The sequence below is a fragment of the Pseudomonas sp. R4-34-07 genome (genome assembly GCF_003852375.1).
GTDB lineage: Bacteria > Pseudomonadota > Gammaproteobacteria > Pseudomonadales > Pseudomonadaceae > Aquipseudomonas.
The window spans coordinates 5,294,297-5,317,385 of sequence record NZ_CP027760.1; the positions used below are offsets into that span (position 1 = coordinate 5,294,297).

Here is a 23,089-nt window from a genome sequence, read left to right on the forward strand (position 1 = left end):
GGTTTGCACCACCGCATCGGGTGGCTACAGCGCGTTAATGGCGGCGACCGAGTCGTCAGCCAAGAACGGAAAAAGGCCGGTGGCAAGAGCCACCAGCCATCAGCCTTCAGCTTAAAGCGTGGGCTGGAGACGCAAGGTCGATGCTTACTTCAGCTCGACTTTAGCGCCTGCTTCTTCCAGAGTAGCTTTGGCTTTGTCAGCAGCGTCTTTCGACACAGCTTCCAGAACCTGGGCAGGAGCGCCGTCAACTACAGCCTTGGCTTCTTTCAGGCCCAGACCGGTCAGTTCACGTACTGCCTTGATCACGTTTACTTTCTTCTCGCCAGCTTCCAGCAGCATGACGTTGAATTCGGTTTGCTCTTCAGCAGCGACAGCAGCAACAGCTGGACCAGCGGAAGCAGCGGCAGCGGAAACGCCGAATTTTTCTTCGAAAGCTTTGATCAGCTCAACAACCTGCAGAACCGACATTTCAGCTACGGCGTTGAGGATATCGTCTTGGGAGATAGACATTGCTGTATTTCCTGAATTGGGGGACGGCCTACGCGGCCATCGAAATAAACAAAAATACGCGAGAGAAGTTGCTCAGCCTTAGGCTGCGGCAGCTTCTTTTTGCTCGCGAACTGCAGCCAGAGTACGAGCCAGCTTGCTGGTAGCGCCTTGAATCACGCTCATCAGCTGCGAAATGGCTTCGTCGCGGGTCGGCAGTGTTGCCAGTACGTCGATTTGGTTAGCTGCGAGGAACTTGCCCTCGAACGCAGCTGCCTTGATCTCGAACTTGTCCTGACTCTTGGCGAATTCCTTGAACAAACGGGCAGCAGCGCCTGGATGATCTTTGGAGAACGCGATCAGAGTCGGGCCGGTGAACACGTCGTTGAGCACACTGTATTCAGTGTCAGCAACGGCGCGCTTGAGCAAGGTGTTACGTACAACACGTACGTACACGCCAGCTTCACGAGCCTCTTTACGGAGTCCGGTCATAGCGCCTACTGTCACACCACGGGCATCAGCCACGACAGCGGACAGAGCAGCTTTGGCAGCCTCGTTGACTTCAGCGACGATGGCCTTCTTGTCTTCGAGATTAATTGCCACGGGTTTAACTCCTGCTTGTTACCGTTTCATCCGGCCTAGGCCTGATGTCGTTTTGGTGTCTGATTCGGTAAGGAACCGGGAGCACCATCTGCGTAGGCTTGTTGGTTTAAGACTTGCGTCGCCTACGGTCTTGGATAGCCCCCGCCAGGCAGGGACCCCAATCTTTCAATTGGCGCAATCACTTGCGCCAACCTGTGTCTTATACGTCCAGCGAGCCTTGGTCGATGACCAGACCTGGGCCCATAGTGGTGCTCAGGGTAACGCGCTTGACGTAGATACCTTTCGAGGAAGCAGGCTTGATACGCTTCAGATCAGCGATCAGGGCTTCAACGTTTTCCTTCAGCTTGACGGCATCGAAGCCGACTTTGCCAACGGAGGTGTGAATGATGCCGTTTTTGTCGGTGCGATAACGAACCTGACCAGCCTTGGCGTTTTTAACCGCGGTAGCTACGTCTGGCGTTACGGTGCCGACTTTAGGGTTAGGCATCAGGCCGCGCGGGCCCAGGATCTGACCCAACTGACCTACAACGCGCATTGCATCCGGGGAGGCAATAACGACGTCATAGTTCAGGTCGCCGCCTTTCATTTCGGCAGCCAGGTCGTCCATGCCAACGCGATCGGCGCCGGCGGCCAGAGCAGCTTCAGCGGCCGGGCCTTGGGTGAAGACAGCAACACGTACGGTCTTGCCAGTACCGTGTGGCAGCACAGTAGCGCTACGAACGACCTGGTCGGATTTACGTGGGTCAACACCCAGGTTCACAGCAACGTCAACGGACTCGCTGAACTTGACAGTCGACAGCTCGGTCAGCAGAGCAGCAGCGTCTACAAAATTGTAGGCCTTGCCCGCTTCGATTTTGCCGGCGATAGCCTTTTGGCGCTTGGTCAGCTTAGCCATTACACACCCTCCACGTTAAGGCCCATGCTACGAGCAGAACCGGCGATGGTACGCACGGCTGCATCCATATCAGCTGCAGTCAGATCCGCGTTTTTGGTTTTCGCGATTTCTTCCAGCTGAGCACGAGTTACGGTGCCAACCTTAACGGTGTTCGGACGAGCGGAACCGCTAGTCAGACCGGCAGCTTTCTTCAGAAGAACCGAAGCCGGAGTCGACTTGGTTTCGAAAGTGAAGCTACGGTCGCTGTATACAGTGATGATCACTGGAGTCGGCAGACCTGGCTCAAGACCCTGAGTACGGGCGTTGAAAGCCTTGCAGAACTCCATGATGTTCACGCCGTGCTGACCCAGAGCTGGACCGACGGGTGGGCTAGGGTTGGCCTGAGCGGCCTTCACTTGCAGCTTGATGTAAGCGGTAATCTTCTTGGCCATGAGGCACTCCAATTACGGGTTCGAACGCCTCGAAAGGCTCCCCGGTTACTTGCGCGTTTATCCCAGTGACGACAAAACCCCACAGCCTAGGCTGCGGGGTTGGGATGCTTGCTCAGCTAGACCTTCTCGACCTGACTGAATTCCAACTCTACCGGAGTAGAGCGACCGAAAATGAGCACTGCCACTTGGATCCGGCTCTTTTCGTAGTTAACTTCTTCGACAGTGCCGTTGAAATCAGCGAACGGACCGTCTGTAACACGAACAACCTCACCTGGCTCGAACAACGTCTTCGGCTTAGGCTTGTCACTACCGTCAGCAACGCGACGCAGAATTGCTTCCGCCTCTTTGTCAGTGATCGGCGCAGGCTTATCAGCGGTACCGCCAATGAAACCCATGACACGAGGAGTGTCCTTGACCAAGTGCCAAGTACCTTCGTTCATGTCCATCTGTACCAGCACGTAGCCAGGGAAGAACTTGCGTTCACTCTTGCGCTTCTGACCATTCCGCATTTCAACCACTTCTTCAGTGGGAACCAGAATTTCGCCGAAGCCATCTTCCATGCCTGCCAGCTTTACGCGCTCCAGCAAAGAGCGCATAACATGCTTCTCGTAACCCGAGTAAGCATGCACAACGTACCAACGCTTAGCCACGGGACACCCTTAGCCAACAATCAAGGAAACAAGCCAGCCGAGCAGGGAATCAAGCCCCCACAACAGCAACGCCATAACCAGAACGACAGCCACGACAATCAATGTGGTCTGTGTGGTTTCTTGGCGAGTCGGCCAAACGACTTTACGAATTTCGGTGCGAGCTTCCTTTACCAGGACCGCGAAAGACTTGCCTTTAGCGGTCTGCAGACCTACAAAGGCAGCTACAGCAGCAAGGGCAAGCAAAGCGAGAACGCGGTACAGGATCGGCGAAGCAGAATAGTACTGATTGCCAACAACGCCTACGACCACCAAGGCGACTACGGCGAGCCACTTGAACAGATCGAAACGAGAGCTTTGAGCTTCAGCCTTAGGAGTCATCTATGAAGATCCTGTGAAAAGAAAGCCAGACACACCACGTGAATCTGGCAGGTCAGGAGGGAATCGAACCCCCAACCTACGGTTTTGGAGACCGTCGCTCTGCCAATTGAGCTACTGACCTAAAACAAAATCAGGCCGACCATTATGCAGGCCCGAAAAAGACTTTACAACAACCAACCCCAACAGACTTGAAATCAACTGACAACCAACGCCAGAAACAACACGACACAAGCCGAGGCAGCCGTTAAAACAAAGGCAGATATTTTCATATCTGCCTTGTTATATGGAGCTCTTGAGCGGATTTGAACCGCTGACCTCACCCTTACCAAGGGTGTGCTCTACCAACTGAGCTACAAGAGCAAAACACCGTGCACAACCTGCAAACTTGGAGCGGGTAGCGGGAATCGAACCCGCATCATCAGCTTGGAAGGCTGAGGTTCTACCACTAAACTATACCCGCGGAGCTTGCAGCTCACGCTAAAATGGTGGAGGGGGAAGGATTCGAACCTTCGAAGTCGTAGACGTCAGATTTACAGTCTGATCCCTTTGGCCGCTCGGGAACCCCTCCTAAGCGAGCCGGCATTTTACATCACGCCGACCTTCTGTCAAGCATTTTCTCATTTAAATTATGAGGTTAGCTGCATTGACGCCGCTTCCCACCAAAGCCTCTGAAGGTCTTCACTGCGAAGCGGGCGCCATTCTATGCAAACTATTCGAGAGTTGCAATGCCTTCGCACAGCATTATTTTGTGTTTTAACTCATTGAATTCCTTAGCAAGGTTTTCAAAGGGCAGATCATCCGCCAAGCGCCTGCTTTCAGGGGCCACTCGAAGCCAGTAACCGCTGGCCTCAGGCATGTTCAGCAATTGAACCCTGACCTTTATATCCAGGCTGGTGAGGCGCTGCTCGACAGCTTGCGCCTGACGCTGATCGGTAAATCCTCCGATGTACAGGCAGGAATTTTGCGCGTCGGGCGTTTTTGCACGATCTCTTCGACCCATCGTTTCGGAAGATTCACTCAGCAATCGTATGTCCTGCTGGGAGCCACGATAAAGGCTCAGGGGGGTGACGTCCTTGGCGCGCAATGGCGCCTCTTGCTGATGCCATATGTAATAAAAGACGTTGAGGATCAGTAGAAGCAGGAACAGCCAACGCATAAACACCTCATAACAACGGACATGCCATTGCCAGACCAATAAATACCAGATCAGGAACAAGCCGCGCCTGCGGCACAGCGTCGAACACCAGGTCAGCATCTCCACCGGTCAGGAACACCGTGAAGTCATTTCCCCAATAACTTCTGGCAAGCTCGGTCTGTGTCAACACAAACCCCCTTAGCATCAGTGTACAGCCACGCTCGACCGCCTCGGCGGTTGTACGTCCAGGCGTTAGACGTTCCAGAGCACGCTCAGCAGCAGCATCGTCGTAGCGTATCTTGCGGGTATGCGTGCGCAGCTGGTTGCGCATAAGGGGCAGACCTGGGCAAATGAAACCTCCCAAGTGTTCGCCATCGGCATCGATAAAATCGGCAGTCGCCGCAGTGCCAAAATCCAGCACCAGGCAAGCGCCTGACGCCAACTTGTACCCACCAAGGATCGCCAGCCAACGATCAAGACCAAGTCGTTCGAAATCGTCATAGCCATTGCGAACGCCCGCCATCTGCGCAGCCGATGTCGCGCACGAAACAGTGATGCCAAAAGCCTGGACCAATGTCTCGACCAGCTTGTTTGTTTCCTCCAGCGCACGAACGCTCACCAGCCGGCAACGAGTGAGCGACATATCCGGCACCGCATTCAGGCTTTCAATCAATGCGAGATTCGAACCGACAACGCCCTCCGCCACGGCGGCCACCCTGTCGGCACCCAGCACTCGCCATTTGATAAAGCTATTCCCGCAGTCGAGCTCAAGAATCATCACGCAACCTCAGGCTTAGCTCACCACCGCTGTAAGTTTTCTCAACACCGTCAACGCTCAAGCGCAACGCACCTTGACGGTCAACACCGAGTACCACTCCATCAATACGACTCACACCGGCGATAAGCGATACCGCCCGCCCTTGCCATGCATGATTGCTCTCCCATTCCTCCTGGAGAGCTGAAAAGCCAGACTCCCTGTGCCGATCCAGGTAGCGCTGGAGCTGCAAGCTGACTTGGGCCACCAAGGCATTACGATCAGCAGCAGTCCCCGTCTCAAGCTGTACCGACGTCCATTGCTGGTCAACTTCAGCCTTCTGCATATTCACATTGATCCCGATGCCGACAACCACATGACAGATGTCTGCCGGATCCCCCACCAACTCCAGCAATATTCCAGCAATCTTCTTCTGCCCGACCAGTACGTCGTTTGGCCATTTCAAGACTGCGCCCTGCACACCCGACTCTCGCAAAGCCTGGATGACTGCCAAGCCAACCACAAGACTCAAGCCCTCCAATTGCCGGAGACCATCCTCAATACGCAGCACGAGACTGTAATAGATGTTTTGGGCGAATGGACTGACCCACTTTCGACCACGTCTGCCCCGGCCAGCTGTTTGCTGCTCAGCCAATACCAGAACCGGCGCGGCTTGCGCGGCACCCACCAAGCGCAACGCCTCAGCGTTGGTGGAATCAATCGAGCCATGAATGTGGATAGGCCACGGCAACGACGGCACACTTCGCGCAATCTCTTCTGCATTCAAAAACACCAGCGGCGCTGCTAGCTGGTATCCCTTACCACGCACCTTATGAATAGGTAGATTCAATTCAGCCTCGAGAAGCTGAAGCTGCTTCCACACGGCACTGCGGCTAACGCCCAAGGCGGCACCCAGCGCCTCCCCGGAATGGAATCGGCCATCTTTCAGAAGTTCTAACAGCGTAAGCATGCAGGTATCGCCTCACAATGAGGCACGCATAATAGCCATGCCAAGAGGCATTGCATAGAAAGGCCGCACGCCCTCAGCCGGAGATATAGGCCTTGGCACTTTTCGACCGCCCAAAACAAAACCCCATCTGCTTTCGCAAATGGGGTTTCGGAATTTAATCTTGACGATGACCTACTCTCACATGGGGAAACCCCACACTACCATCGGCGATGCATCGTTTCACTACTGAGTTCGGGATGGGATCAGGTGGTTCCAATGCTCTATGGTCGTCAAGAAATTCGGGTACTGAGTCGTGACCATGTGGCCTCGCTTCAGCAAATTGGGTATGGGATAGAAGTCGGTGTTTTGTGAGCATCGAACTTTCGGTTCATTGCGTCTTCACACACCGCAATCTGGCCTCTTTCGTCTTTCAACTAGGAGCAACAAATTGCTTGGGTGTTATATGGTCAAGCCTCACGGGCAATTAGTATTGGTTAGCTCAACGCCTCACAGCGCTTACACACCCAACCTATCAACGTCGTAGTCTTCGACGGCCCTTCAGGGGACTCAAGGTCCCAGTGAGATCTCATCTTGAGGCTAGTTTCCCGCTTAGATGCTTTCAGCGGTTATCTATTCCGAACATAGCTACCCGGCAATGCCACTGGCGTGACAACCGGAACACCAGAGGTTCGTCCACTCCGGTCCTCTCGTACTAGGAGCAGCCCCTCTCAAATCTCAAACGTCCACGGCAGATAGGGACCGAACTGTCTCACGACGTTCTAAACCCAGCTCGCGTACCACTTTAAATGGCGAACAGCCATACCCTTGGGACCGGCTTCAGCCCCAGGATGTGATGAGCCGACATCGAGGTGCCAAACACCGCCGTCGATATGAACTCTTGGGCGGTATCAGCCTGTTATCCCCGGAGTACCTTTTATCCGTTGAGCGATGGCCCTTCCATACAGAACCACCGGATCACTAAGACCTACTTTCGTACCTGCTCGACGTGTCTGTCTCGCAGTCAAGCGCGCTTTTGCCTTTATACTCTACGACCGATTTCCGACCGGTCTGAGCGCACCTTCGTACTCCTCCGTTACTCTTTAGGAGGAGACCGCCCCAGTCAAACTACCCACCATACACTGTCCTCGATCCGGATAACGGACCTGAGTTAGAACCTCAAAGTTGCCAGGGTGGTATTTCAAGGTTGGCTCCACGCGAACTGGCGTCCACGCTTCAAAGCCTCCCACCTATCCTACACAAGCAAATTCAAAGTCCAGTGCAAAGCTATAGTAAAGGTTCACGGGGTCTTTCCGTCTAGCCGCGGATACACTGCATCTTCACAGCGATTTCAATTTCACTGAGTCTCGGGTGGAGACAGCGCCGCCATCGTTACGCCATTCGTGCAGGTCGGAACTTACCCGACAAGGAATTTCGCTACCTTAGGACCGTTATAGTTACGGCCGCCGTTTACCGGGGCTTCGATCAAGAGCTTCGCGTTAGCTAACCCCATCAATTAACCTTCCGGCACCGGGCAGGCGTCACACCCTATACGTCCACTTTCGTGTTTGCAGAGTGCTGTGTTTTTAATAAACAGTCGCAGCGGCCTGGTATCTTCGACCGGCATGAGCTTACGGAGCAAGTCCTTCACCCTCACCGGCGCACCTTCTCCCGAAGTTACGGTGCCATTTTGCCTAGTTCCTTCACCCGAGTTCTCTCAAGCGCCTTGGTATTCTCTACCCAACCACCTGTGTCGGTTTGGGGTACGGTTCCTGGTTACCTGAAGCTTAGAAGCTTTTCTTGGAAGCATGGCATCAACCACTTCGTCGTCTAAAAGACAACTCGTCATCAGCTCTCGGCCTTGGAATCCCGGATTTACCTAAGATTCCAGCCTACCACCTTAAACTTGGACAACCAACGCCAAGCTGGCCTAGCCTTCTCCGTCCCTCCATCGCAATAACCAGAAGTACAGGAATATTAACCTGTTTTCCATCGACTACGCTTTTCAGCCTCGCCTTAGGGACCGACTAACCCTGCGTCGATTAACGTTGCGCAGGAAACCTTGGTCTTTCGGCGTGGGTGTTTTTCACACCCATTGTCGTTACTCATGTCAGCATTCGCACTTCTGATACCTCCAGCAAGCTTCTCAACTCACCTTCACAGGCTTACAGAACGCTCCTCTACCGCATCACTTACGTGATACCCGTAGCTTCGGTGTATGGTTTGAGCCCCGTTACATCTTCCGCGCAGGCCGACTCGACTAGTGAGCTATTACGCTTTCTTTAAAGGGTGGCTGCTTCTAAGCCAACCTCCTAGCTGTCTAAGCCTTCCCACATCGTTTCCCACTTAACCATAACTTTGGGACCTTAGCTGACGGTCTGGGTTGTTTCCCTTTTCACGACGGACGTTAGCACCCGCCGTGTGTCTCCCATGCTCGGCACTTGTAGGTATTCGGAGTTTGCATCGGTTTGGTAAGTCGGGATGACCCCCTAGCCGAAACAGTGCTCTACCCCCTACAGTGATACATGAGGCGCTACCTAAATAGCTTTCGAGGAGAACCAGCTATCTCCGAGCTTGATTAGCCTTTCACTCCGATCCACAGGTCATCCGCTAACTTTTCAACGGTAGTCGGTTCGGTCCTCCAGTTAGTGTTACCCAACCTTCAACCTGCCCATGGATAGATCGCCCGGTTTCGGGTCTATTCCCAGCGACTAGACGCCCTATTAAGACTCGCTTTCGCTACGCCTCCCCTATTCGGTTAAGCTCGCCACTGAAAATAAGTCGCTGACCCATTATACAAAAGGTACGCAGTCACCTAACAAAGTAGGCTCCCACTGCTTGTACGCATACGGTTTCAGGATCTATTTCACTCCCCTCTCCGGGGTTCTTTTCGCCTTTCCCTCACGGTACTAGTTCACTATCGGTCAGTCAGTAGTATTTAGCCTTGGAGGATGGTCCCCCCATATTCAGACAAAGTTTCTCGTGCTCCGTCCTACTCGATTTCATGACTAAGAGATTTTCGCGTACAGGGCTATCACCCACTATGGCCGCACTTTCCAGAGCGTTCCGCTAATCTCAAAGCCACTTAAGGGCTAGTCCCCGTTCGCTCGCCACTACTAAGGGAATCTCGGTTGATTTCTTTTCCTCAGGGTACTTAGATGTTTCAGTTCCCCTGGTTCGCTCCATACACCTATGTATTCAGTGTAAGGTAACCATCTTATGATGGCTGGGTTCCCCCATTCAGACATCTCCGGATCAAAGTCTGTTTGCCGACTCCCCGAAGCTTTTCGCAGGCTACCACGTCTTTCATCGCCTCTGACTGCCAAGGCATCCACCGTATGCGCTTCTTCACTTGACCATATAACCCCAAGCAATCTGGTTATACTGTGAAGACAACATTCGCCGAAAATTCGATCATACTCAATTAAGAGCGACTCACAAATTTTACCTTAGCCTGAGCCGTTACCAGTGAAAGTAACGTCCAGTCTATCTTTCTATCACATACCCAAATTTTTAAAGAACGATCTAATCAAAGACTAGAAATCAATATTCACAGCGGAATACTCATTTCTAAACTCTAACAGCAGAAACAGTTAATGGTGGAGCCAAACGGGATCGAACCGTTGACCTCCTGCGTGCAAGGCAGGCGCTCTCCCAGCTGAGCTATGGCCCCATAACAAAATTGGTGGGTCTGGGCAGATTCGAACTGCCGACCTCACCCTTATCAGGGGTGCGCTCTAACCAACTGAGCTACAGACCCAATTTCGAGCGCAACTGATTAGCTAAGAGCTATCAGCTTGGAGCTTAAAGCTGCTTCTATCGTCTTCTTCAATGAATCAAGCAATTCGTGTGGGAACTTATGGAGCAGCTGATGTCGTCGATTAAGGAGGTGATCCAGCCGCAGGTTCCCCTACGGCTACCTTGTTACGACTTCACCCCAGTCATGAATCACACCGTGGTAACCGTCCTCCCGAAGGTTAGACTAGCTACTTCTGGTGCAACCCACTCCCATGGTGTGACGGGCGGTGTGTACAAGGCCCGGGAACGTATTCACCGCGACATTCTGATTCGCGATTACTAGCGATTCCGACTTCACGCAGTCGAGTTGCAGACTGCGATCCGGACTACGATCGGTTTTCTGGGATTAGCTCCACCTCGCGGCTTGGCAACCCTCTGTACCGACCATTGTAGCACGTGTGTAGCCCAGGCCGTAAGGGCCATGATGACTTGACGTCATCCCCACCTTCCTCCGGTTTGTCACCGGCAGTCTCCTTAGAGTGCCCACCATGACGTGCTGGTAACTAAGGACAAGGGTTGCGCTCGTTACGGGACTTAACCCAACATCTCACGACACGAGCTGACGACAGCCATGCAGCACCTGTCTCAATGTTCCCGAAGGCACCAATCTATCTCTAGAAAGTTCATTGGATGTCAAGGCCTGGTAAGGTTCTTCGCGTTGCTTCGAATTAAACCACATGCTCCACCGCTTGTGCGGGCCCCCGTCAATTCATTTGAGTTTTAACCTTGCGGCCGTACTCCCCAGGCGGTCAACTTAATGCGTTAGCTGCGCCACTAAGAGCTCAAGGCTCCCAACGGCTAGTTGACATCGTTTACGGCGTGGACTACCAGGGTATCTAATCCTGTTTGCTCCCCACGCTTTCGCACCTCAGTGTCAGTGTTGGTCCAGGTGGTCGCCTTCGCCACTGGTGTTCCTTCCTATATCTACGCATTTCACCGCTACACAGGAAATTCCACCACCCTCTACCACACTCTAGTCAGTCAGTTTTGAATGCAGTTCCCAGGTTGAGCCCGGGGATTTCACATCCAACTTAACAAACCACCTACGCGCGCTTTACGCCCAGTAATTCCGATTAACGCTTGCACCCTCTGTATTACCGCGGCTGCTGGCACAGAGTTAGCCGGTGCTTATTCTGTCGGTAACGTCAAAACAATCACGTATTAGGTAACTGCCCTTCCTCCCAACTTAAAGTGCTTTACAATCCGAAGACCTTCTTCACACACGCGGCATGGCTGGATCAGGCTTTCGCCCATTGTCCAATATTCCCCACTGCTGCCTCCCGTAGGAGTCTGGACCGTGTCTCAGTTCCAGTGTGACTGATCATCCTCTCAGACCAGTTACGGATCGTCGCCTTGGTGAGCCATTACCTCACCAACTAGCTAATCCGACCTAGGCTCATCTGATAGCGCAAGGCCCGAAGGTCCCCTGCTTTCTCCCGTAGGACGTATGCGGTATTAGCGTCCGTTTCCGAACGTTATCCCCCACTACCAGGCAGATTCCTAGGCATTACTCACCCGTCCGCCGCTCTCAAGAGAAGCAAGCTTCTCTCTACCGCTCGACTTGCATGTGTTAGGCCTGCCGCCAGCGTTCAATCTGAGCCATGATCAAACTCTTCAGTTCAAACATCTTTGGGTTTTTAAGAAACCCTAAACTTGGCTCAGCAATCGTTGGTTACATCTTTGATTTCTCGCGGAGTAACTTGTGATGCTGATAATCTTGTTGACTATCAGTCTGACTCCACAAGCACCCACACGAATTGCTTGATTCAGTTGTTAAAGAGCGGTTGGCTAAGAGCTATTCGCCTCAACCGAGGCGCGCATTTTACAGCAGCCTCATTTGCTGTCAAGCGGTTATTTTCAGAAGCTTTCGAAGAATTCTTCAACAACTTCAACCACTTGCGCTTGCGATCTCTCGTAAGCGGGAGGCGAATTCTACAGCGTTACACGCTGCTGTCAACACCTCTTTTTCAACTTCCTTTTGGCTTCGATGAACTGAAGCAACCTGCTATCGAAACCTACTTAACTCATTGTTTACCAAGAAGTTTTCCGTTTCGACTGCGCCGGAAGTGGGGCGAATTATAGAGCGATATAATTCGCCGTCAAGCCCTAATTAACGACTTATTCGGATTTGAGCGTGATACGCGCAAATGCCTTCTTTCCCGCTTGGCAAACGTGAGTCGCGCCCAGCTCGTATATAAAGGTGCGATCAACCACCTCACCATCTATACGCACACCGCCCGAACCGAGAAGGTCACGGGCAACCGCTGAGTTCTTCACCAGGCCCGCCTTATTAAGGACAGCTGCGATAGGCATTGCCTCGGCCGCCGTCAACTCGATCTCCGGCAGATCGTCCGGCAACTCGCCATCCTTCATGCGATTGCCCGCCGCACGGTGAGCATTGGCCGCAGCCTCTTCACCATGAAAGCGCGCCACGATCTCTTCGGCCAGCTTGATCTTCACATCACGCGGGTTTGCACCTGCCTCCACATCAGCACGCAACGCATTGATCTCATCCATCGAGCGGAAGCTCAGCAACTCGAAGTAACGCCACATCAACGAATCCGGAATGGAAACCAGCTTGCCGTACATCACGCCCGGCGCTTCCTGGATGCCGACATAGTTGCCCAGCGACTTGGACATCTTCTTGACGCCGTCCAACCCCTCCAGCAACGGCATGGTCAAAATGCACTGAGCTTCCTGCCCATAGGCACGCTGCAGCTCACGCCCCATCAACAGGTTGAACTTCTGATCCGTCCCGCCCAGCTCGATATCCGCACGCAACGCCACCGAGTCATACCCCTGGACCAACGGGTAAAGAAACTCATGGATAGCGATCGGCTGATTGGTGGAATAGCGCTTGTCGAAGTCATCGCGCTCGAGCATGCGAGCGACGGTGTATTGCGACGTCAGGCGGATGAAGTCCGCCGGCCCCATCTGGTCCATCCAGGTGGAGTTGAATGCCACCTCGGTTTTGGCCGGATCAAGGATTTTGAATACCTGGGTCTTGTAGGTCTCGGCATTGTCGAGCACTTGCTCGCGAGTCAGCGGCGGACGCGTTGCGCTCTTGCCGCTCGGGTCGCCGATCATCCCGGTGAAGTCACCGATAAGGAAGATGACTTGATGACCCAGCTCCTGGAACTGACGCAGCTTATTAATAAGCACGGTATGGCCAAGGTGCAGATCCGGCGCGGTTGGGTCAAAGCCGGCCTTAATACGCAGGGGCTGGCCACGCTTGAGCTTTTCGACCAGCTCAGCTTCGACCAACAGTTCTTCCGCACCACGTTTTATCAGCGCTAGCTGCTCTTCAACCGACTTCATAACAGACCCGCAAGGCTCAGATTCAAAAGGGAACCAACCATACAAGATCAGGGACTAATTACAAGTTTTGCCCTGCGCACGGACACCATTGCGCAAGCCCAGCGTTCGCGAGCTTGCGCCACAGATGATTTGGTTATATTTTATACAGTTATTTCATCTTCATCATGTCATTCATCTTTTCCATTTCATCTTCAAAGTCAAAATACCTATGACCACTGAACCGTCTAAAGCGCCGCCGCTTTACCCGAAGACCCACCTGCTCGCCGCAAGTGGTATCGCCGCCCTTCTCAGCCTGGCACTCCTGGTATTCCCTTCCAGTGACGTAGAAGCCAAACGAACATCCCTAAGCCTCGACCTGGAAAGCCCTGTTGAGCAACTGACACAAGATCAAGACGCTTCCGACGCTCAACAAGCCACAAATACCCCTGCTGAGTCTCCGTTCGCACAGATTGAAAACACGCCCGAAGAAACTCAGGAAGCCGCCCAGGAAAAGCCCGCAGCAGTTGCAGCCAAGAGTCCTCAGCACCGCGAAGTGATCGTGAGTAAAGGCGACACACTGTCAACGCTGTTCGAAAAGGTCGGATTGCCTGCCGCCACCGTCAATGACGTCCTGGCCACCGATAAGCAAGCCAAGCAATTCACCCAGCTCAAACATGGGCAGAAGCTTGAGTTCGAACTGACGCCCGATGGCCAGTTGAACAACCTGCACACCAATATCAATGACCTGGAAAGCATCAGCCTGAGCAAAGGCGCAAAGGGTTTTGCCTTCAATCGCATTACCACCAAACCGGTCATGCGCTCTGCCTACGTACACGGCGTGATCAATAGCTCGCTGTCGCAATCCGCCGCCCGGGCGGGCCTGTCCCACAGCATGACCATGGACATGGCCAGCGTATTTGGCTACGACATCGACTTCGCCCAGGACATTCGCCAGGGTGACGAATTCGATGTGATCTACGAGCAGAAAGTTGCCAACGGCAAGGTGGTCGGCACTGGCAACATCCTGTCTGCACGCTTTACCAACCGCGGCAAAACCTACACCGCAGTGCGCTATACCAACAAACAGGGCAATACCAGTTACTACACCGCAGATGGCAACAGCATGCGCAAGGCGTTCATCCGTACACCGGTGGACTTCGCTCGTATTAGCTCGCGTTTCTCCATGGGTCGCAAGCATCCAATTCTGAACAAAATCCGCGCTCACAAAGGTGTCGACTATGCCGCTCCCCGTGGCACGCCAATCAAGGCAGCTGGCGACGGTAAGGTTCTGTTGGCCGGGCGTCGTGGTGGTTACGGCAACACGGTGATCATCCAGCACGGCAACACCTACCGTACGCTGTATGGCCACATGCAAGGGTTTGCCAAGGGCGTCAAAACCGGTGGCAACGTGAAGCAGGGGCAAGTGATCGGTTACATCGGCACGACCGGCCTGTCCACCGGGCCACACTTGCATTATGAATTCCAGGTCAACGGGGTACACGTAGATCCATTGGGCCAAAAACTGCCAATGGCCGACCCGATCGCCAAAGCAGAACGCGCGCGCTTCATGCAACAAAGCCAGCCGCTGATGGCCCGCATGGATCAGGAGCGCTCCACCCTGCTGGCTTCGGCGAAGCGTTAAGGCATGCCGCGTTATATCGGTGTGATGTCCGGGACCAGCCTCGATGGCCTGGATATCGCCCTTATCGAACAAGATTCGGCGATCAGTCTGATCGCCACCCATTACATCCCCATGCCTGCCCCTCTGCGCGCCGAGCTGCTAAGCCTGTGCGCCAGCGGCCCGGATGAGATCGCCCGTTCGGCAATCGCCCAGCAATCCTGGGTGACACTCGCCGCTCAAGGCATCCACACTTTGCTGGACCAGCAAAACCTCACACCCCAGGACATCCGTGCGATTGGCAGCCACGGGCAGACCATCCGCCATGAACCTTCCCGAGGTTTTACGGTACAGATCGGCAATCCTGCGTTGCTCACCGAGCTGACTGGCATCACGGTGGTCAGTGACTTCCGCAGCCGCGACGTTGCCGCAGGCGGTCAGGGCGCACCCTTGGTACCTGCCTTCCACGAGGCGCTGTTCGGTGAAAGTGCCGGCAAGCGTGCGGTGTTGAATGTCGGCGGTTTCAGCAACCTGAGCCTGATAGAAACCGGCAGGCCGGTATCGGGCTTCGACTGCGGCCCGGGTAATGTCTTGCTGGACGCGTGGATTCATCATCAACGTGGCGAACACTTTGATCGTAACGGGCAATGGGCAGCCAGCGGCAAAGTTCAGCCGCAGTTACTCAACACGCTGCTCAGCGACCCTTTTTTCGCGACCAAAGGCCCGAAAAGTACCGGCCGGGAAGTTTTCAATCTGCGTTGGCTGCAGCAACATCTCGACGGGCTGCCAGCGTTTCTTCCCGAGGACGTGCAAGCCACCTTGCTGGAGCTGACCAGCCTGACCATCGTCGAATCTCTGCAAAGCGCCCAACCTCAGACAGAAACCCTGTTGATATGCGGCGGCGGCGCCCACAACGGAACGCTGATGAATCGATTGGCCGCGCTGCTACCGTCCACACAGGTCAGTAGCACCGCGCTCTATGGCGTAGACCCCGACTGGGTGGAAGCCATGGCCTTCGCCTGGCTGGCCCATTGCTGCCTGGAAGGCATCGCCGCGAACCGCCCTAGCGTCACGGGTGCTCGCGGGCTGCGCGTGCTGGGCGCGATCTACCCGGCCTGATCGCCAGGCAGCAAAACGCCGCTTGGCCGATCAAAGCCAAGCGGCGTTTTTTTATGCGTGCAAATCAGGCTTCGATCAGATCGAGAACGACGACCCGCAACCACAGGTCGTCGTAGCATTAGGGTTCTTGATCACGAAACGCGACCCCTCGAGCCCTTCCTGGTAATCCACTTCAGCACCCGCCAGGTACTGGAAGCTCATCGGATCAACGACCAGGCTCACGCCCTCGCGCTCAACGATGGTGTCGTCATCGGCCACATCTTCATCGAAGGTAAAACCGTACTGAAACCCTGAACAACCGCCGCCCGTAACGAATACGCGCAGCTTCAAGCGATCATTACCCTCTTCATCGACCAGGCTCTTCACCTTGTGCGCAGCACCGTGGGTGAATTGCAAAGCCGTGGGGGTGAAGGATTCAACGCTCATGCTGATAATCTCCCGGCGTAGCGCCGCCATATGCGTAATGGCCGTTATTATCCGCTTCTCCTAGAAAAGCGGTCAACTATTGTTACGGTATATCAATCTGCGTTGCACCCCGTAAAAATACAAAAGGCCCGACTTACGGGCCTTTTGCGCATCAGGGCGACGCCTTAAGGCAACATGCCCGCATGGGACAAGCCCAACTTCTCATCCAGACCAAACAGGATGTTCATGTTCTGCACCGCCTGGCCCGATGCGCCCTTGACCAGGTTATCGATCACCGACAGCACCACCACCAGGTCGCCATCCTGCGGACGATGCACCGCAATCCGGCACACGTTGGCGCCCCGCACGCTACGGGTTTCCGGATGGCTGCCCGCCGGCATCACATCGACGAACGGTTCGTTGGCATAACGCTTTTCGAACAATGCCTGCAGGTCTACCGAGCGATCGACAACGGTCGCGTATAACGTGGAGTGGATCCCACGGATCATCGGCGTCAGATGCGGTACGAAGGTCAGGCCCACATCCTTACCCGCAGCACGGCGCAACCCCTGGCGAATTTCAGGCAGGTGACGATGCCCTTTGACTGCATAGGCTTTCATGCTTTCCGAGGTTTCGGAGTACAGCGAGCCCACTGCAGCTCCACGACCAGCACCGCTGACGCCCGACTTGCAGTCCGCGATCAGACGCGAGGCATCCGCCAAGCCGGCTTCCAACAGCGGCAGGAAACCCAGCTGGGTCGCAGTCGGATAGCAACCCGGCACCGCGATCAGGCGGGCCTGCTTGATCTGCTCACGATTGACTTCCGGCAAGCCGTACACCGCCTCCTCCAGTAACTCTGGCGCGCCGTGGGGCTGGCCGTACCACTTGGCCCACTCATCGGCATCTTGCAAGCGGAAGTCCGCCGACAGATCGATAACCTTGGTGCCCGCCGCCAATAGCTCGCCGGCCAATGCGTGCGCAACCCCGTGAGGCGTGGCGAAGAACACCACATCACAGGCGCCCAACGTCTTGATGTCCGGCACACTGAAGGCCAGGCCGTCGTAGTGGCCTCGCAGGTTGGGGTACATATCGGCCACGGCCAGGCCAGCCTCGGAGCGTGAAGTGATGACCACCACCTCAGCCTGCGGATGCTGAGCCAACAGACGCAGCAATTCGACACCGGTGTAACCCGTGCCGCCGACGATACCGACCTTGACCATAAACCTGCCCTCAACGAACCCACTGGAAAGCCGTCGATAATAGGGGCCGTATCGCCCTGCGACAACCGCCAACGTGACGTACGGGCGCATGAGCTACTACTATCTTCGCTACCGTGAACCTGGGAATTACTGAAAATGCTCTATCTATGGGTCAAAGCCTTCCATATCGTCAGCATCGTCTGCTGGTTTGCCGGGCTGTTCTACCTGCCACGCCTGTTTGTCTACCACGCCCAAAGTGAAGACACCGTCAGCAAGGAGCGCTTCAGCGTCATGGAGCGCAAGCTGTACCGGGGCATCATGGGCCCGGCGATGGTTGCCACGCTGGTCTTCGGCATCTGGTTGCTGGTGCTCAACCCCGGTATTTTCCAATCGGGCGCGTGGATCCACGCCAAACTCACCCTGGTCGTCCTGCTGATCGGCTACCACCACATGTGCGGCGCGCAGGTAAAACGCTTCGCCCGTGGCGAAAACACCCGCAGCCATGTCTTTTATCGCTGGTTCAATGAAGTGCCCGTTCTGATATTGCTGGCGGTCGTAATTCTGGTCGTGGTCAAACCGTTTTAACGTCATTACCCGGGGAACCTCCAATGTCGCTGCCCGTCCTGCTTGAACAACGTCTGCGCCTGCCTGTGGTGGCTGCGCCGATGTTCCTGATTTCCAACCCGCAACTGGTGCTGGCCTGCTGCCGCAACGGGGTCGTCGGCAGTTTCCCGGCGCTCAATCAACGCGAAAGCAGCGGCTTCAGGGCCTGGCTGGAGGAAATCGAAGCCGGCCTGGCGCTGTTGGATAACCCAGCGCCCTATGCCGTCAACCTGATCGTGCACAACAGTAACCCACGACTGGCGGCCGACCTGGCGATCTGCGTCGAGCACAAAGTGCCCATCGTTATCACCAGCCTCGGTGCGGTGAAGGAACTGGTCGATGCCGTGCACAGCTACGGCGGCCTGGTGTTTCATGACGTAACTACTCGTCGCCATGCCGAAAAAGCCGCTGAAGCAGGCGTCGACGGCCTGATCGCGGTCGCCGCCGGCGCGGGCGGTCACGCCGGCACCTGGAGCCCGTTCGCGCTGATTGCCGAAATACGCCAGTTCTTCGACAAAACCCTGTTGCTGGCCGGCTGTCTTAACCACGGTCGGGAGATTCTCGCCGCCCAAGTGCTTGGCGCGGACCTGGCGTATTTCGGCACGCGCTTTATCGGCACCACCGAAAGCCACGCCCCGGATGCGTATAAAGAGATGCTGCTCACAGCGCGCGCCGCCGACATCGTGCACACTCCGGCTGTTTCCGGCGTACCTGCAAGCTTTATGCGCCAGAGCCTGGAAAACGCCGGTTTTGATCTCGCTGCCCTTCAAGGCAAAGGTGAGGTCAACCTCGGCTCCAAGCTCAAACCGTTGAGCGATGAGGCCAAAGCATGGAAGACTGTATGGTCTGCCGGCCAAGGCGTCGGTGAGATCAATGATTTGCCGAGCGTGGATGAACTCGTCGCGCGACTGGATGCGCAATACCGCCAGGCACGCGAAAACGCGGCACAATTGCGCTGGCCACGTTGAACCTAATACCAGGCCTGCCAATTGGGCAGCCTGCATACCCTCCCCTGATCAAGTGACAAGGATGCCCGCATGAGCGACAGCCGTTTCAAGATTGTGTTCGACGGAGCCTTGCGCCCGGGTGTCGAAAGCACCACCGCCAAACTGAACCTCGCCGAGCTGTTCAAGAGCGATGTCGAAGCGATCGAAAAGCTTTTCACCGGCCGCCCGGTCGCGCTCAAGCGCGATCTGTCCCGCGCCGATGCCGACACCTACCTCACCGCCTTGCAAAACGCCGGGGTCGAGGCACGTATCGAAGCCGAACAACCCGTGGCTTTCAGCCTTGCCGAAACCCACGAAACAGGCGCATCGGCCTCGGACTTCTCGCACACCGCCGCATCGCCTTACGCACCGCCACGCGCTGCGGTCGGTGATAGCTTGCCGGAGTACGCCACGCTCAAGGTCTTCACTATCCACGGGCGTATCGGTCGCCTGCGCTATCTCGCCTGGACGCTGGCACTGACCGTCGCGATGCTTGTGGCTGCAGGCATCATCAGCACCGTGGGTTTCGCGGTGGCCACTGCCTCGCCAACGATCGCGATCATTCTCGGTTCGCTGCTGGGCTTTGCACTGTTCGTTGCGCTCGTCGTGGTAAGCGTGCAAATCGGCGTGCAGCGCCTGCACGACCTGGGCTGGTCTGGCTGGCTGTATTTGCTGAACCTGGTTCCGCTGGTGAACAGCGTGTTCCCTCTGCTGCTGCTGGTACTGCCGGGTAACACTGGCGCCAACCAGTACGGTGCGCCCCCACCGCGCAACTCCACAGCGGTTAAAATCCTGGCTTCGTTGTGGCTGGCGTTTATCCCGTTGATGCTCATCGTCGTGGTCACCCTGGGCATGAACGGCTACCTGGACCAACTCGAAGCCAACATGGGCAGCAGCTATGAAAGCAGCTCCCTGAGCACCGATGAAGATGCCGACCAAAGCGTCATCGGTGATGAAGACGCCGCGCAAAGTGCTGACGACGCGGCCGAACCTGTAGACTCTCCAGAACAGTGAAGAAACGCCCGCCGCCTGTGATGCCTCTGTCACAGGCCGGCGGCGTTGCGATGGAGAAAGGCATGACCCGTTACGCTCTGATCACCGGTGCCTCCAGCGGTATCGGCCTGGCTTTGGCCGAAGCCCTGGCCCGACGTGGCCGCAGCTTGATTCTGGTGGCCCGCCAGCGTGATCAGTTGGAAAGCATTGCGATCGAATTGACTCAGCGTTTCGGCGTCGAGGTGCTGTTTCGCGCCTGTGACCTTGGCGAGCCGCTGCGGTTGTCGGGTTTTTTGCTGGAACTCGAAGAAGGTGAGCGGCAGATCGACCTGCTGGTCAACTGCGCCGGTATCGGCACCAGCGGGCCGTTCCTGGCCCAGGACTGGATGACCGAGCAGGACCTGATCGAAGTCAACATCCTCGCCCTGACCCGCATGTGCCATGCGCTGGGCAATGCCATGGCGCTGCACGGCGGCGGGCAGATTCTCAACGTGGCCTCGGTCGCCGCCTTCCAGCCAGGCCCGTGGATGAGCAGCTACTACGCGAGCAAAGCCTTTGTGCTGCACTTCTCCGAAGGCTTGCGCGAGGAACTGAAGACCTGTGGCATCAAGGTCTCGGTGCTGTGCCCAGGCCCTACGCGCACCGCCTTCTTCGGTACCGCGCAAATGGACACCGCAAAGCTCGACCGCAGCCAACAGTTGATGAGCCCCGAAGAAGTCGCGCTCTATACCGTGCGTGCGCTGGAAAAGAACAAGGCCATTATCATCCCCGGACGGCGCAACCGCTGGCTGGCATTCAGCCCACGCCTGAGCCCGCGCTGGCTGACCCGCAAAATTGCTGGCGCCATCAACAAGGCCTATTGCCCGCGTTGACCGCTTGAGTACACTCACCCTCACTTTCACCCTGGAGAAACAGCTGTGGATACTCTGTTCACCAAGATCATCAACCGGGAAATACCCGCGAACATCATCTATGAAGATGACCAGGTCCTGGCTTTCCACGACATCGCCCCACAGGCGCCGGTCCATTTTCTGGTTATCCCGAAAAAACCCATTCGCACCCTCAATGACCTGACCGAAGACGACAAAGCCCTGGCCGGCCATATCCTGTTCACCGCCCAGCGCCTGGCGGTGGAACTAGGCTGCGAAAAAGGCTTCCGCGTGGTGATGAACTGCAACGAAGACGGCGGGCAGACCGTTTACCACATTCATATGCATGTGCTGGGTCAGCGCCAGATGAACTGGCCGCCGGGCTGAGTTCGCAGGGGCAATTGACTCAGCGCAAACGCGCCGTCCTCTCTTGCGGTAAACTGGCCGCCGAGATTCTTCCCGGAGGTCAGCATGACTACCCAACGTCACTACTCGCCGATTGACCGTCTGTTGCTGCAAGCCGACACAGCCATGCGTACGCTGCTGCCGTTCAGCGGCCAACCGTACCGCCCGTCACCCGCCATCGTGCAGCCGGACGCACAGATGAGCGAGACCGAGACCCGCCATGTGGCCGGCCTGATGCGCATCAACCATACCGGTGAAGTCTGTGCCCAGGCGTTGTACCAGGGCCAGGCGCTGACCGCCAAGTTACCGCAGGTACGTGCAGCGATGGAGCACGCGGCCGAGGAAGAGATCGACCACCTGGCGTGGTGCGAACAACGCATTCGCCAGCTGGGCAGTCATCCCAGCGTGTTGAACCCGCTGTTCTACGGTTTGTCGTTCGGTATCGGTGCCGCTGCCGGCCTGATCAGTGACAAGGTCAGCCTCGGTTTTGTCGCAGCCACCGAACGCCAGGTCTGCAAGCACCTGGACGAACACCTTGAACAATTGCCGGCCGAGGACGAAAAGTCCCGGGCCATTCTTGAGCAGATGCGCATCGATGAAGAGCACCACGCTGAAAGCGCACTGGATGCCGGCGGCTTCCGCTTTCCTGCGCCGGTGAGATTCGGCATGAGCATGCTGGCCAAAGTCATGACCAAGAGCACCTACAGAATCTGAAGCATGAAGATCATTCCCACGCTCCGCGTGGGAATGCCACCCAGGACGCTCCGCGTCCCGCTTTCAGCGCAAAATCCGGCACCTGCGCAAGGGTGACGCGGAGCGTCACGAGATGCATCCCCACGCAGAGCGTGAGAACGATCAACCCAACTCGACGATTTCGTAATCATGGGTAATGGCCACACCGGCCGCGCCCAGCATGATCGACGCCGAGCAGTACTTCTCTGCCGACAGCTCGATGGCACGCTTGACCTGCGCTTCCTTCAGCGCGCGCCCCTTGACCACAAAATGCATATGGATCTTGGTAAACACCTTGGGATCTTCGGTTGCGCGTTCGGCCTCCAGAAAGGCTTCGCAGCTTTCCACGGCCTGACGGGATTTTTTCAGGATACTGACCACGTCGAAATTGCTGCAACCGCCGACACCCAGCAGCAACATTTCCATCGGGCGTACACCCAGGTTGCGGCCACCGGCTTCCGGCGGGCCGTCCATCACCACCACATGGCCACTGCCCGATTCACCGAGGAACATGGCTTCGCCCGCCCATTGGATGCGTGCCTTCATCGCCCAGACTCCACTGCTAAAAAAGGGTCGCCAGCTTAGCACAGGGCCCCGCAGCGGCAGCGCCCTGCAGGAAAACGATCAATAACAGCGTTTGCCGGTGAAATACGCTAATCGAGTCAGAATGTGTCTGGTAAGCTGGCGCCAAATCAATGGCGCATTGCCATCGTTTGTACAGCGTGTATCAATGCCGGTCGCGCTGATAAAAACAAATCCAACCACATCGTGCAGTTTTTCGGGATAC

Annotated in this window: 21 protein-coding genes, 6 tRNA genes and 3 rRNA genes; 8 read left to right on the forward strand and 22 right to left on the reverse strand. The window is 55.8% G+C overall.

What is annotated here, in order from left to right:
• Positions 1–144: 144 nt before the first annotated feature.
• The 19 genes from rplL to tyrS form a co-directional block, all read right to left on the reverse strand.
• Positions 145–510: a 50S ribosomal protein L7/L12 gene (rplL, locus tag C4J85_RS24405; protein ID WP_003176432.1), complete on the reverse strand. Its 366-nt coding sequence runs from the start codon at positions 508–510 to the stop codon at positions 145–147.
• Between the two features lie 78 nt (positions 511–588).
• On the reverse strand, positions 589–1,089 hold the full coding sequence (gene rplJ, locus C4J85_RS24410; RefSeq protein WP_003232405.1) for a 50S ribosomal protein L10: 501 nt from the start codon (positions 1,087–1,089) through the stop codon (positions 589–591).
• Between the two features lie 199 nt (positions 1,090–1,288).
• Positions 1,289–1,984: a 50S ribosomal protein L1 gene (gene rplA, locus C4J85_RS24415; protein ID WP_003232403.1), complete on the reverse strand. Its 696-nt coding sequence runs from the start codon at positions 1,982–1,984 to the stop codon at positions 1,289–1,291.
• A complete protein-coding gene (gene rplK, locus C4J85_RS24420; RefSeq protein WP_003176435.1) occupies positions 1,984–2,415 on the reverse strand; it encodes a 50S ribosomal protein L11 in 432 nt (143 codons plus the stop codon). Before rplK ends, rplA begins: the two co-directional genes overlap by 1 nt.
• Before the next feature lie 116 nt (positions 2,416–2,531).
• Entirely contained in the window at positions 2,532–3,065 is a 534-nt protein-coding gene (gene nusG / locus C4J85_RS24425; protein WP_003176436.1) for a transcription termination/antitermination protein NusG, read from the reverse strand.
• A gap of 9 nt (positions 3,066–3,074) precedes the next feature.
• Positions 3,075–3,443 (reverse strand): preprotein translocase subunit SecE, encoded by a 369-nt coding sequence (gene secE, locus C4J85_RS24430; protein ID WP_005791990.1) that lies wholly within the window; start codon positions 3,441–3,443, stop codon positions 3,075–3,077.
• Positions 3,444–3,488: 45 nt separating this feature from the next.
• Positions 3,489–3,564, reverse strand: a tRNA-Trp gene (locus C4J85_RS24435).
• Positions 3,565–3,727: 163 nt separating this feature from the next.
• Positions 3,728–3,803, reverse strand: a tRNA-Thr gene (locus tag C4J85_RS24440).
• Between the two features lie 26 nt (positions 3,804–3,829).
• Positions 3,830–3,903 (reverse strand) — tRNA-Gly (locus C4J85_RS24445).
• 23 nt (positions 3,904–3,926) lie between these two features.
• Positions 3,927–4,011, reverse strand: a tRNA-Tyr gene (locus tag C4J85_RS24450).
• Positions 4,012–4,152: 141 nt separating this feature from the next.
• A complete protein-coding gene (locus C4J85_RS24455; protein WP_124410897.1) occupies positions 4,153–4,599 on the reverse strand; it encodes a hypothetical protein in 447 nt (148 codons plus the stop codon).
• Between the two features lie 7 nt (positions 4,600–4,606).
• Positions 4,607–5,356, reverse strand: coding sequence for a pantothenate kinase (locus C4J85_RS24460; protein ID WP_124368532.1), 750 nt, complete (start codon positions 5,354–5,356; stop codon positions 4,607–4,609).
• Positions 5,346–6,302, reverse strand: coding sequence for a bifunctional biotin--[acetyl-CoA-carboxylase] ligase/biotin operon repressor BirA (gene birA, locus C4J85_RS24465; protein WP_124410898.1), 957 nt, complete (start codon positions 6,300–6,302; stop codon positions 5,346–5,348). Before birA ends, C4J85_RS24460 begins: the two co-directional genes overlap by 11 nt.
• Before the next feature lie 158 nt (positions 6,303–6,460).
• Positions 6,461–6,576 (reverse strand): 5S ribosomal RNA (rrf, locus tag C4J85_RS24470).
• A 168-nt stretch (positions 6,577–6,744) separates the two neighbouring features.
• A 23S ribosomal RNA gene (locus tag C4J85_RS24475) occupies positions 6,745–9,636 on the reverse strand.
• 239 nt (positions 9,637–9,875) lie between these two features.
• A tRNA-Ala gene (locus C4J85_RS24480) sits at positions 9,876–9,951 on the reverse strand.
• A 10-nt stretch (positions 9,952–9,961) separates the two neighbouring features.
• Positions 9,962–10,038: transfer RNA gene (locus C4J85_RS24485), tRNA-Ile, on the reverse strand.
• 122 nt (positions 10,039–10,160) lie between these two features.
• Positions 10,161–11,697: ribosomal RNA gene (locus C4J85_RS24490) — 16S ribosomal RNA — on the reverse strand.
• Together the 16S, 23S and 5S rRNA genes with 2 tRNA genes alongside form the textbook arrangement of a ribosomal RNA operon.
• A 497-nt stretch (positions 11,698–12,194) precedes the next feature.
• A complete protein-coding gene (gene tyrS, locus C4J85_RS24500) occupies positions 12,195–13,394 on the reverse strand; it encodes a tyrosine--tRNA ligase (RefSeq protein ID WP_124408315.1) in 1,200 nt (399 codons plus the stop codon).
• Positions 13,395–13,602: 208 nt separating this feature from the next.
• Between tyrS and C4J85_RS24510 the strand changes: the two genes are divergently transcribed.
• Positions 13,603–15,015 carry a peptidoglycan DD-metalloendopeptidase family protein gene (locus C4J85_RS24510; RefSeq protein ID WP_124369026.1) on the forward strand — a complete coding sequence of 471 codons (1,413 nt, stop codon included), beginning with the start codon at positions 13,603–13,605 and terminating at the stop codon, positions 15,013–15,015.
• A gap of 3 nt (positions 15,016–15,018) precedes the next feature.
• Positions 15,019–16,110: an anhydro-N-acetylmuramic acid kinase gene (locus C4J85_RS24515; protein ID WP_124410899.1), complete on the forward strand. Its 1,092-nt coding sequence runs from the start codon at positions 15,019–15,021 to the stop codon at positions 16,108–16,110.
• Between the two features lie 75 nt (positions 16,111–16,185).
• Here C4J85_RS24515 and erpA read toward each other — a convergent pair whose 3' ends face one another.
• Together erpA and argC are read right to left on the reverse strand one after the other, a co-directional pair.
• A complete protein-coding gene (erpA, locus tag C4J85_RS24520) occupies positions 16,186–16,536 on the reverse strand; it encodes an iron-sulfur cluster insertion protein ErpA (protein WP_003176443.1) in 351 nt (116 codons plus the stop codon).
• 164 nt (positions 16,537–16,700) lie between these two features.
• A complete protein-coding gene (argC, locus tag C4J85_RS24525; protein WP_010206935.1) occupies positions 16,701–17,735 on the reverse strand; it encodes an N-acetyl-gamma-glutamyl-phosphate reductase in 1,035 nt (344 codons plus the stop codon).
• A 135-nt stretch (positions 17,736–17,870) separates the two neighbouring features.
• On the opposite strand from argC, the gene hemJ reads away from it, so the two are divergent.
• From hemJ to coq7, 6 genes are all read left to right on the forward strand, one after another.
• Positions 17,871–18,299, forward strand: coding sequence for a protoporphyrinogen oxidase HemJ (gene hemJ / locus C4J85_RS24530; RefSeq protein ID WP_124368536.1), 429 nt, complete (start codon positions 17,871–17,873; stop codon positions 18,297–18,299).
• Positions 18,300–18,322: 23 nt separating this feature from the next.
• The gene (locus C4J85_RS24535) at positions 18,323–19,285 is read left to right on the forward strand and encodes a nitronate monooxygenase family protein (protein WP_124410900.1); all 963 of its coding nucleotides are present in this window, start codon (positions 18,323–18,325) and stop codon (positions 19,283–19,285) included.
• Positions 19,286–19,354: 69 nt separating this feature from the next.
• On the forward strand, positions 19,355–20,317 hold the full coding sequence (locus C4J85_RS24540; protein WP_124410901.1) for a DUF805 domain-containing protein: 963 nt from the start codon (positions 19,355–19,357) through the stop codon (positions 20,315–20,317).
• 62 nt (positions 20,318–20,379) lie between these two features.
• Positions 20,380–21,168 carry an SDR family oxidoreductase gene (locus tag C4J85_RS24545; protein ID WP_124410902.1) on the forward strand — a complete coding sequence of 263 codons (789 nt, stop codon included), beginning with the start codon at positions 20,380–20,382 and terminating at the stop codon, positions 21,166–21,168.
• A gap of 45 nt (positions 21,169–21,213) precedes the next feature.
• Complete coding sequence (locus tag C4J85_RS24550; protein WP_124364626.1) at positions 21,214–21,552, forward strand: histidine triad nucleotide-binding protein; 339 nt, start codon at positions 21,214–21,216, stop codon at positions 21,550–21,552.
• 84 nt (positions 21,553–21,636) lie between these two features.
• Complete coding sequence (gene coq7, locus C4J85_RS24555; RefSeq protein ID WP_124364627.1) at positions 21,637–22,284, forward strand: 2-polyprenyl-3-methyl-6-methoxy-1,4-benzoquinone monooxygenase; 648 nt, start codon at positions 21,637–21,639, stop codon at positions 22,282–22,284.
• Positions 22,285–22,425: 141 nt separating this feature from the next.
• Here coq7 and C4J85_RS24560 read toward each other — a convergent pair whose 3' ends face one another.
• The gene (locus C4J85_RS24560; RefSeq protein WP_124364628.1) at positions 22,426–22,848 is read right to left on the reverse strand and encodes an OsmC family protein; all 423 of its coding nucleotides are present in this window, start codon (positions 22,846–22,848) and stop codon (positions 22,426–22,428) included.
• Positions 22,849–23,089 lie beyond the last annotated feature (241 nt).

Bases quoted from the DNA above. Each gene is read 5' to 3' on its own strand.
- rplL (WP_003176432.1), bottom strand. From the start codon at position 510: ATGTCTATCTCCCAAGACGATATCCTCAACGCCGTAGCTGAAATGTCG.
- rplA (WP_003232403.1), bottom strand. From the start codon at position 1,984: ATGGCTAAGCTGACCAAGCGCCAAAAGGCTATCGCCGGCAAAATCGAA.
- rplK (WP_003176435.1), bottom strand. From the start codon at position 2,415: ATGGCCAAGAAGATTACCGCTTACATCAAGCTGCAAGTGAAGGCCGCT.
- secE (WP_005791990.1), bottom strand. From the start codon at position 3,443: ATGACTCCTAAGGCTGAAGCTCAAAGCTCTCGTTTCGATCTGTTCAAG.
- C4J85_RS24455 (WP_124410897.1), bottom strand. From the start codon at position 4,599: ATGCGTTGGCTGTTCCTGCTTCTACTGATCCTCAACGTCTTTTATTAC.
- C4J85_RS24460 (WP_124368532.1), bottom strand. From the start codon at position 5,356: ATGATTCTTGAGCTCGACTGCGGGAATAGCTTTATCAAATGGCGAGTG.
- birA (WP_124410898.1), bottom strand. From the start codon at position 6,302: ATGCTTACGCTGTTAGAACTTCTGAAAGATGGCCGATTCCATTCCGGG.
- tyrS (WP_124408315.1), bottom strand. From the start codon at position 13,394: ATGAAGTCGGTTGAAGAGCAGCTAGCGCTGATAAAACGTGGTGCGGAA.
- C4J85_RS24510 (WP_124369026.1), top strand. From the start codon at position 13,603: ATGACCACTGAACCGTCTAAAGCGCCGCCGCTTTACCCGAAGACCCAC.
- C4J85_RS24515 (WP_124410899.1), top strand. From the start codon at position 15,019: ATGCCGCGTTATATCGGTGTGATGTCCGGGACCAGCCTCGATGGCCTG.
- erpA (WP_003176443.1), bottom strand. From the start codon at position 16,536: ATGAGCGTTGAATCCTTCACCCCCACGGCTTTGCAATTCACCCACGGT.
- argC (WP_010206935.1), bottom strand. From the start codon at position 17,735: ATGGTCAAGGTCGGTATCGTCGGCGGCACGGGTTACACCGGTGTCGAA.
- hemJ (WP_124368536.1), top strand. From the start codon at position 17,871: ATGCTCTATCTATGGGTCAAAGCCTTCCATATCGTCAGCATCGTCTGC.
- C4J85_RS24535 (WP_124410900.1), top strand. From the start codon at position 18,323: ATGTCGCTGCCCGTCCTGCTTGAACAACGTCTGCGCCTGCCTGTGGTG.
- C4J85_RS24540 (WP_124410901.1), top strand. From the start codon at position 19,355: ATGAGCGACAGCCGTTTCAAGATTGTGTTCGACGGAGCCTTGCGCCCG.
- C4J85_RS24545 (WP_124410902.1), top strand. From the start codon at position 20,380: ATGACCCGTTACGCTCTGATCACCGGTGCCTCCAGCGGTATCGGCCTG.
- coq7 (WP_124364627.1), top strand. From the start codon at position 21,637: ATGACTACCCAACGTCACTACTCGCCGATTGACCGTCTGTTGCTGCAA.
- C4J85_RS24560 (WP_124364628.1), bottom strand. From the start codon at position 22,848: ATGAAGGCACGCATCCAATGGGCGGGCGAAGCCATGTTCCTCGGTGAA.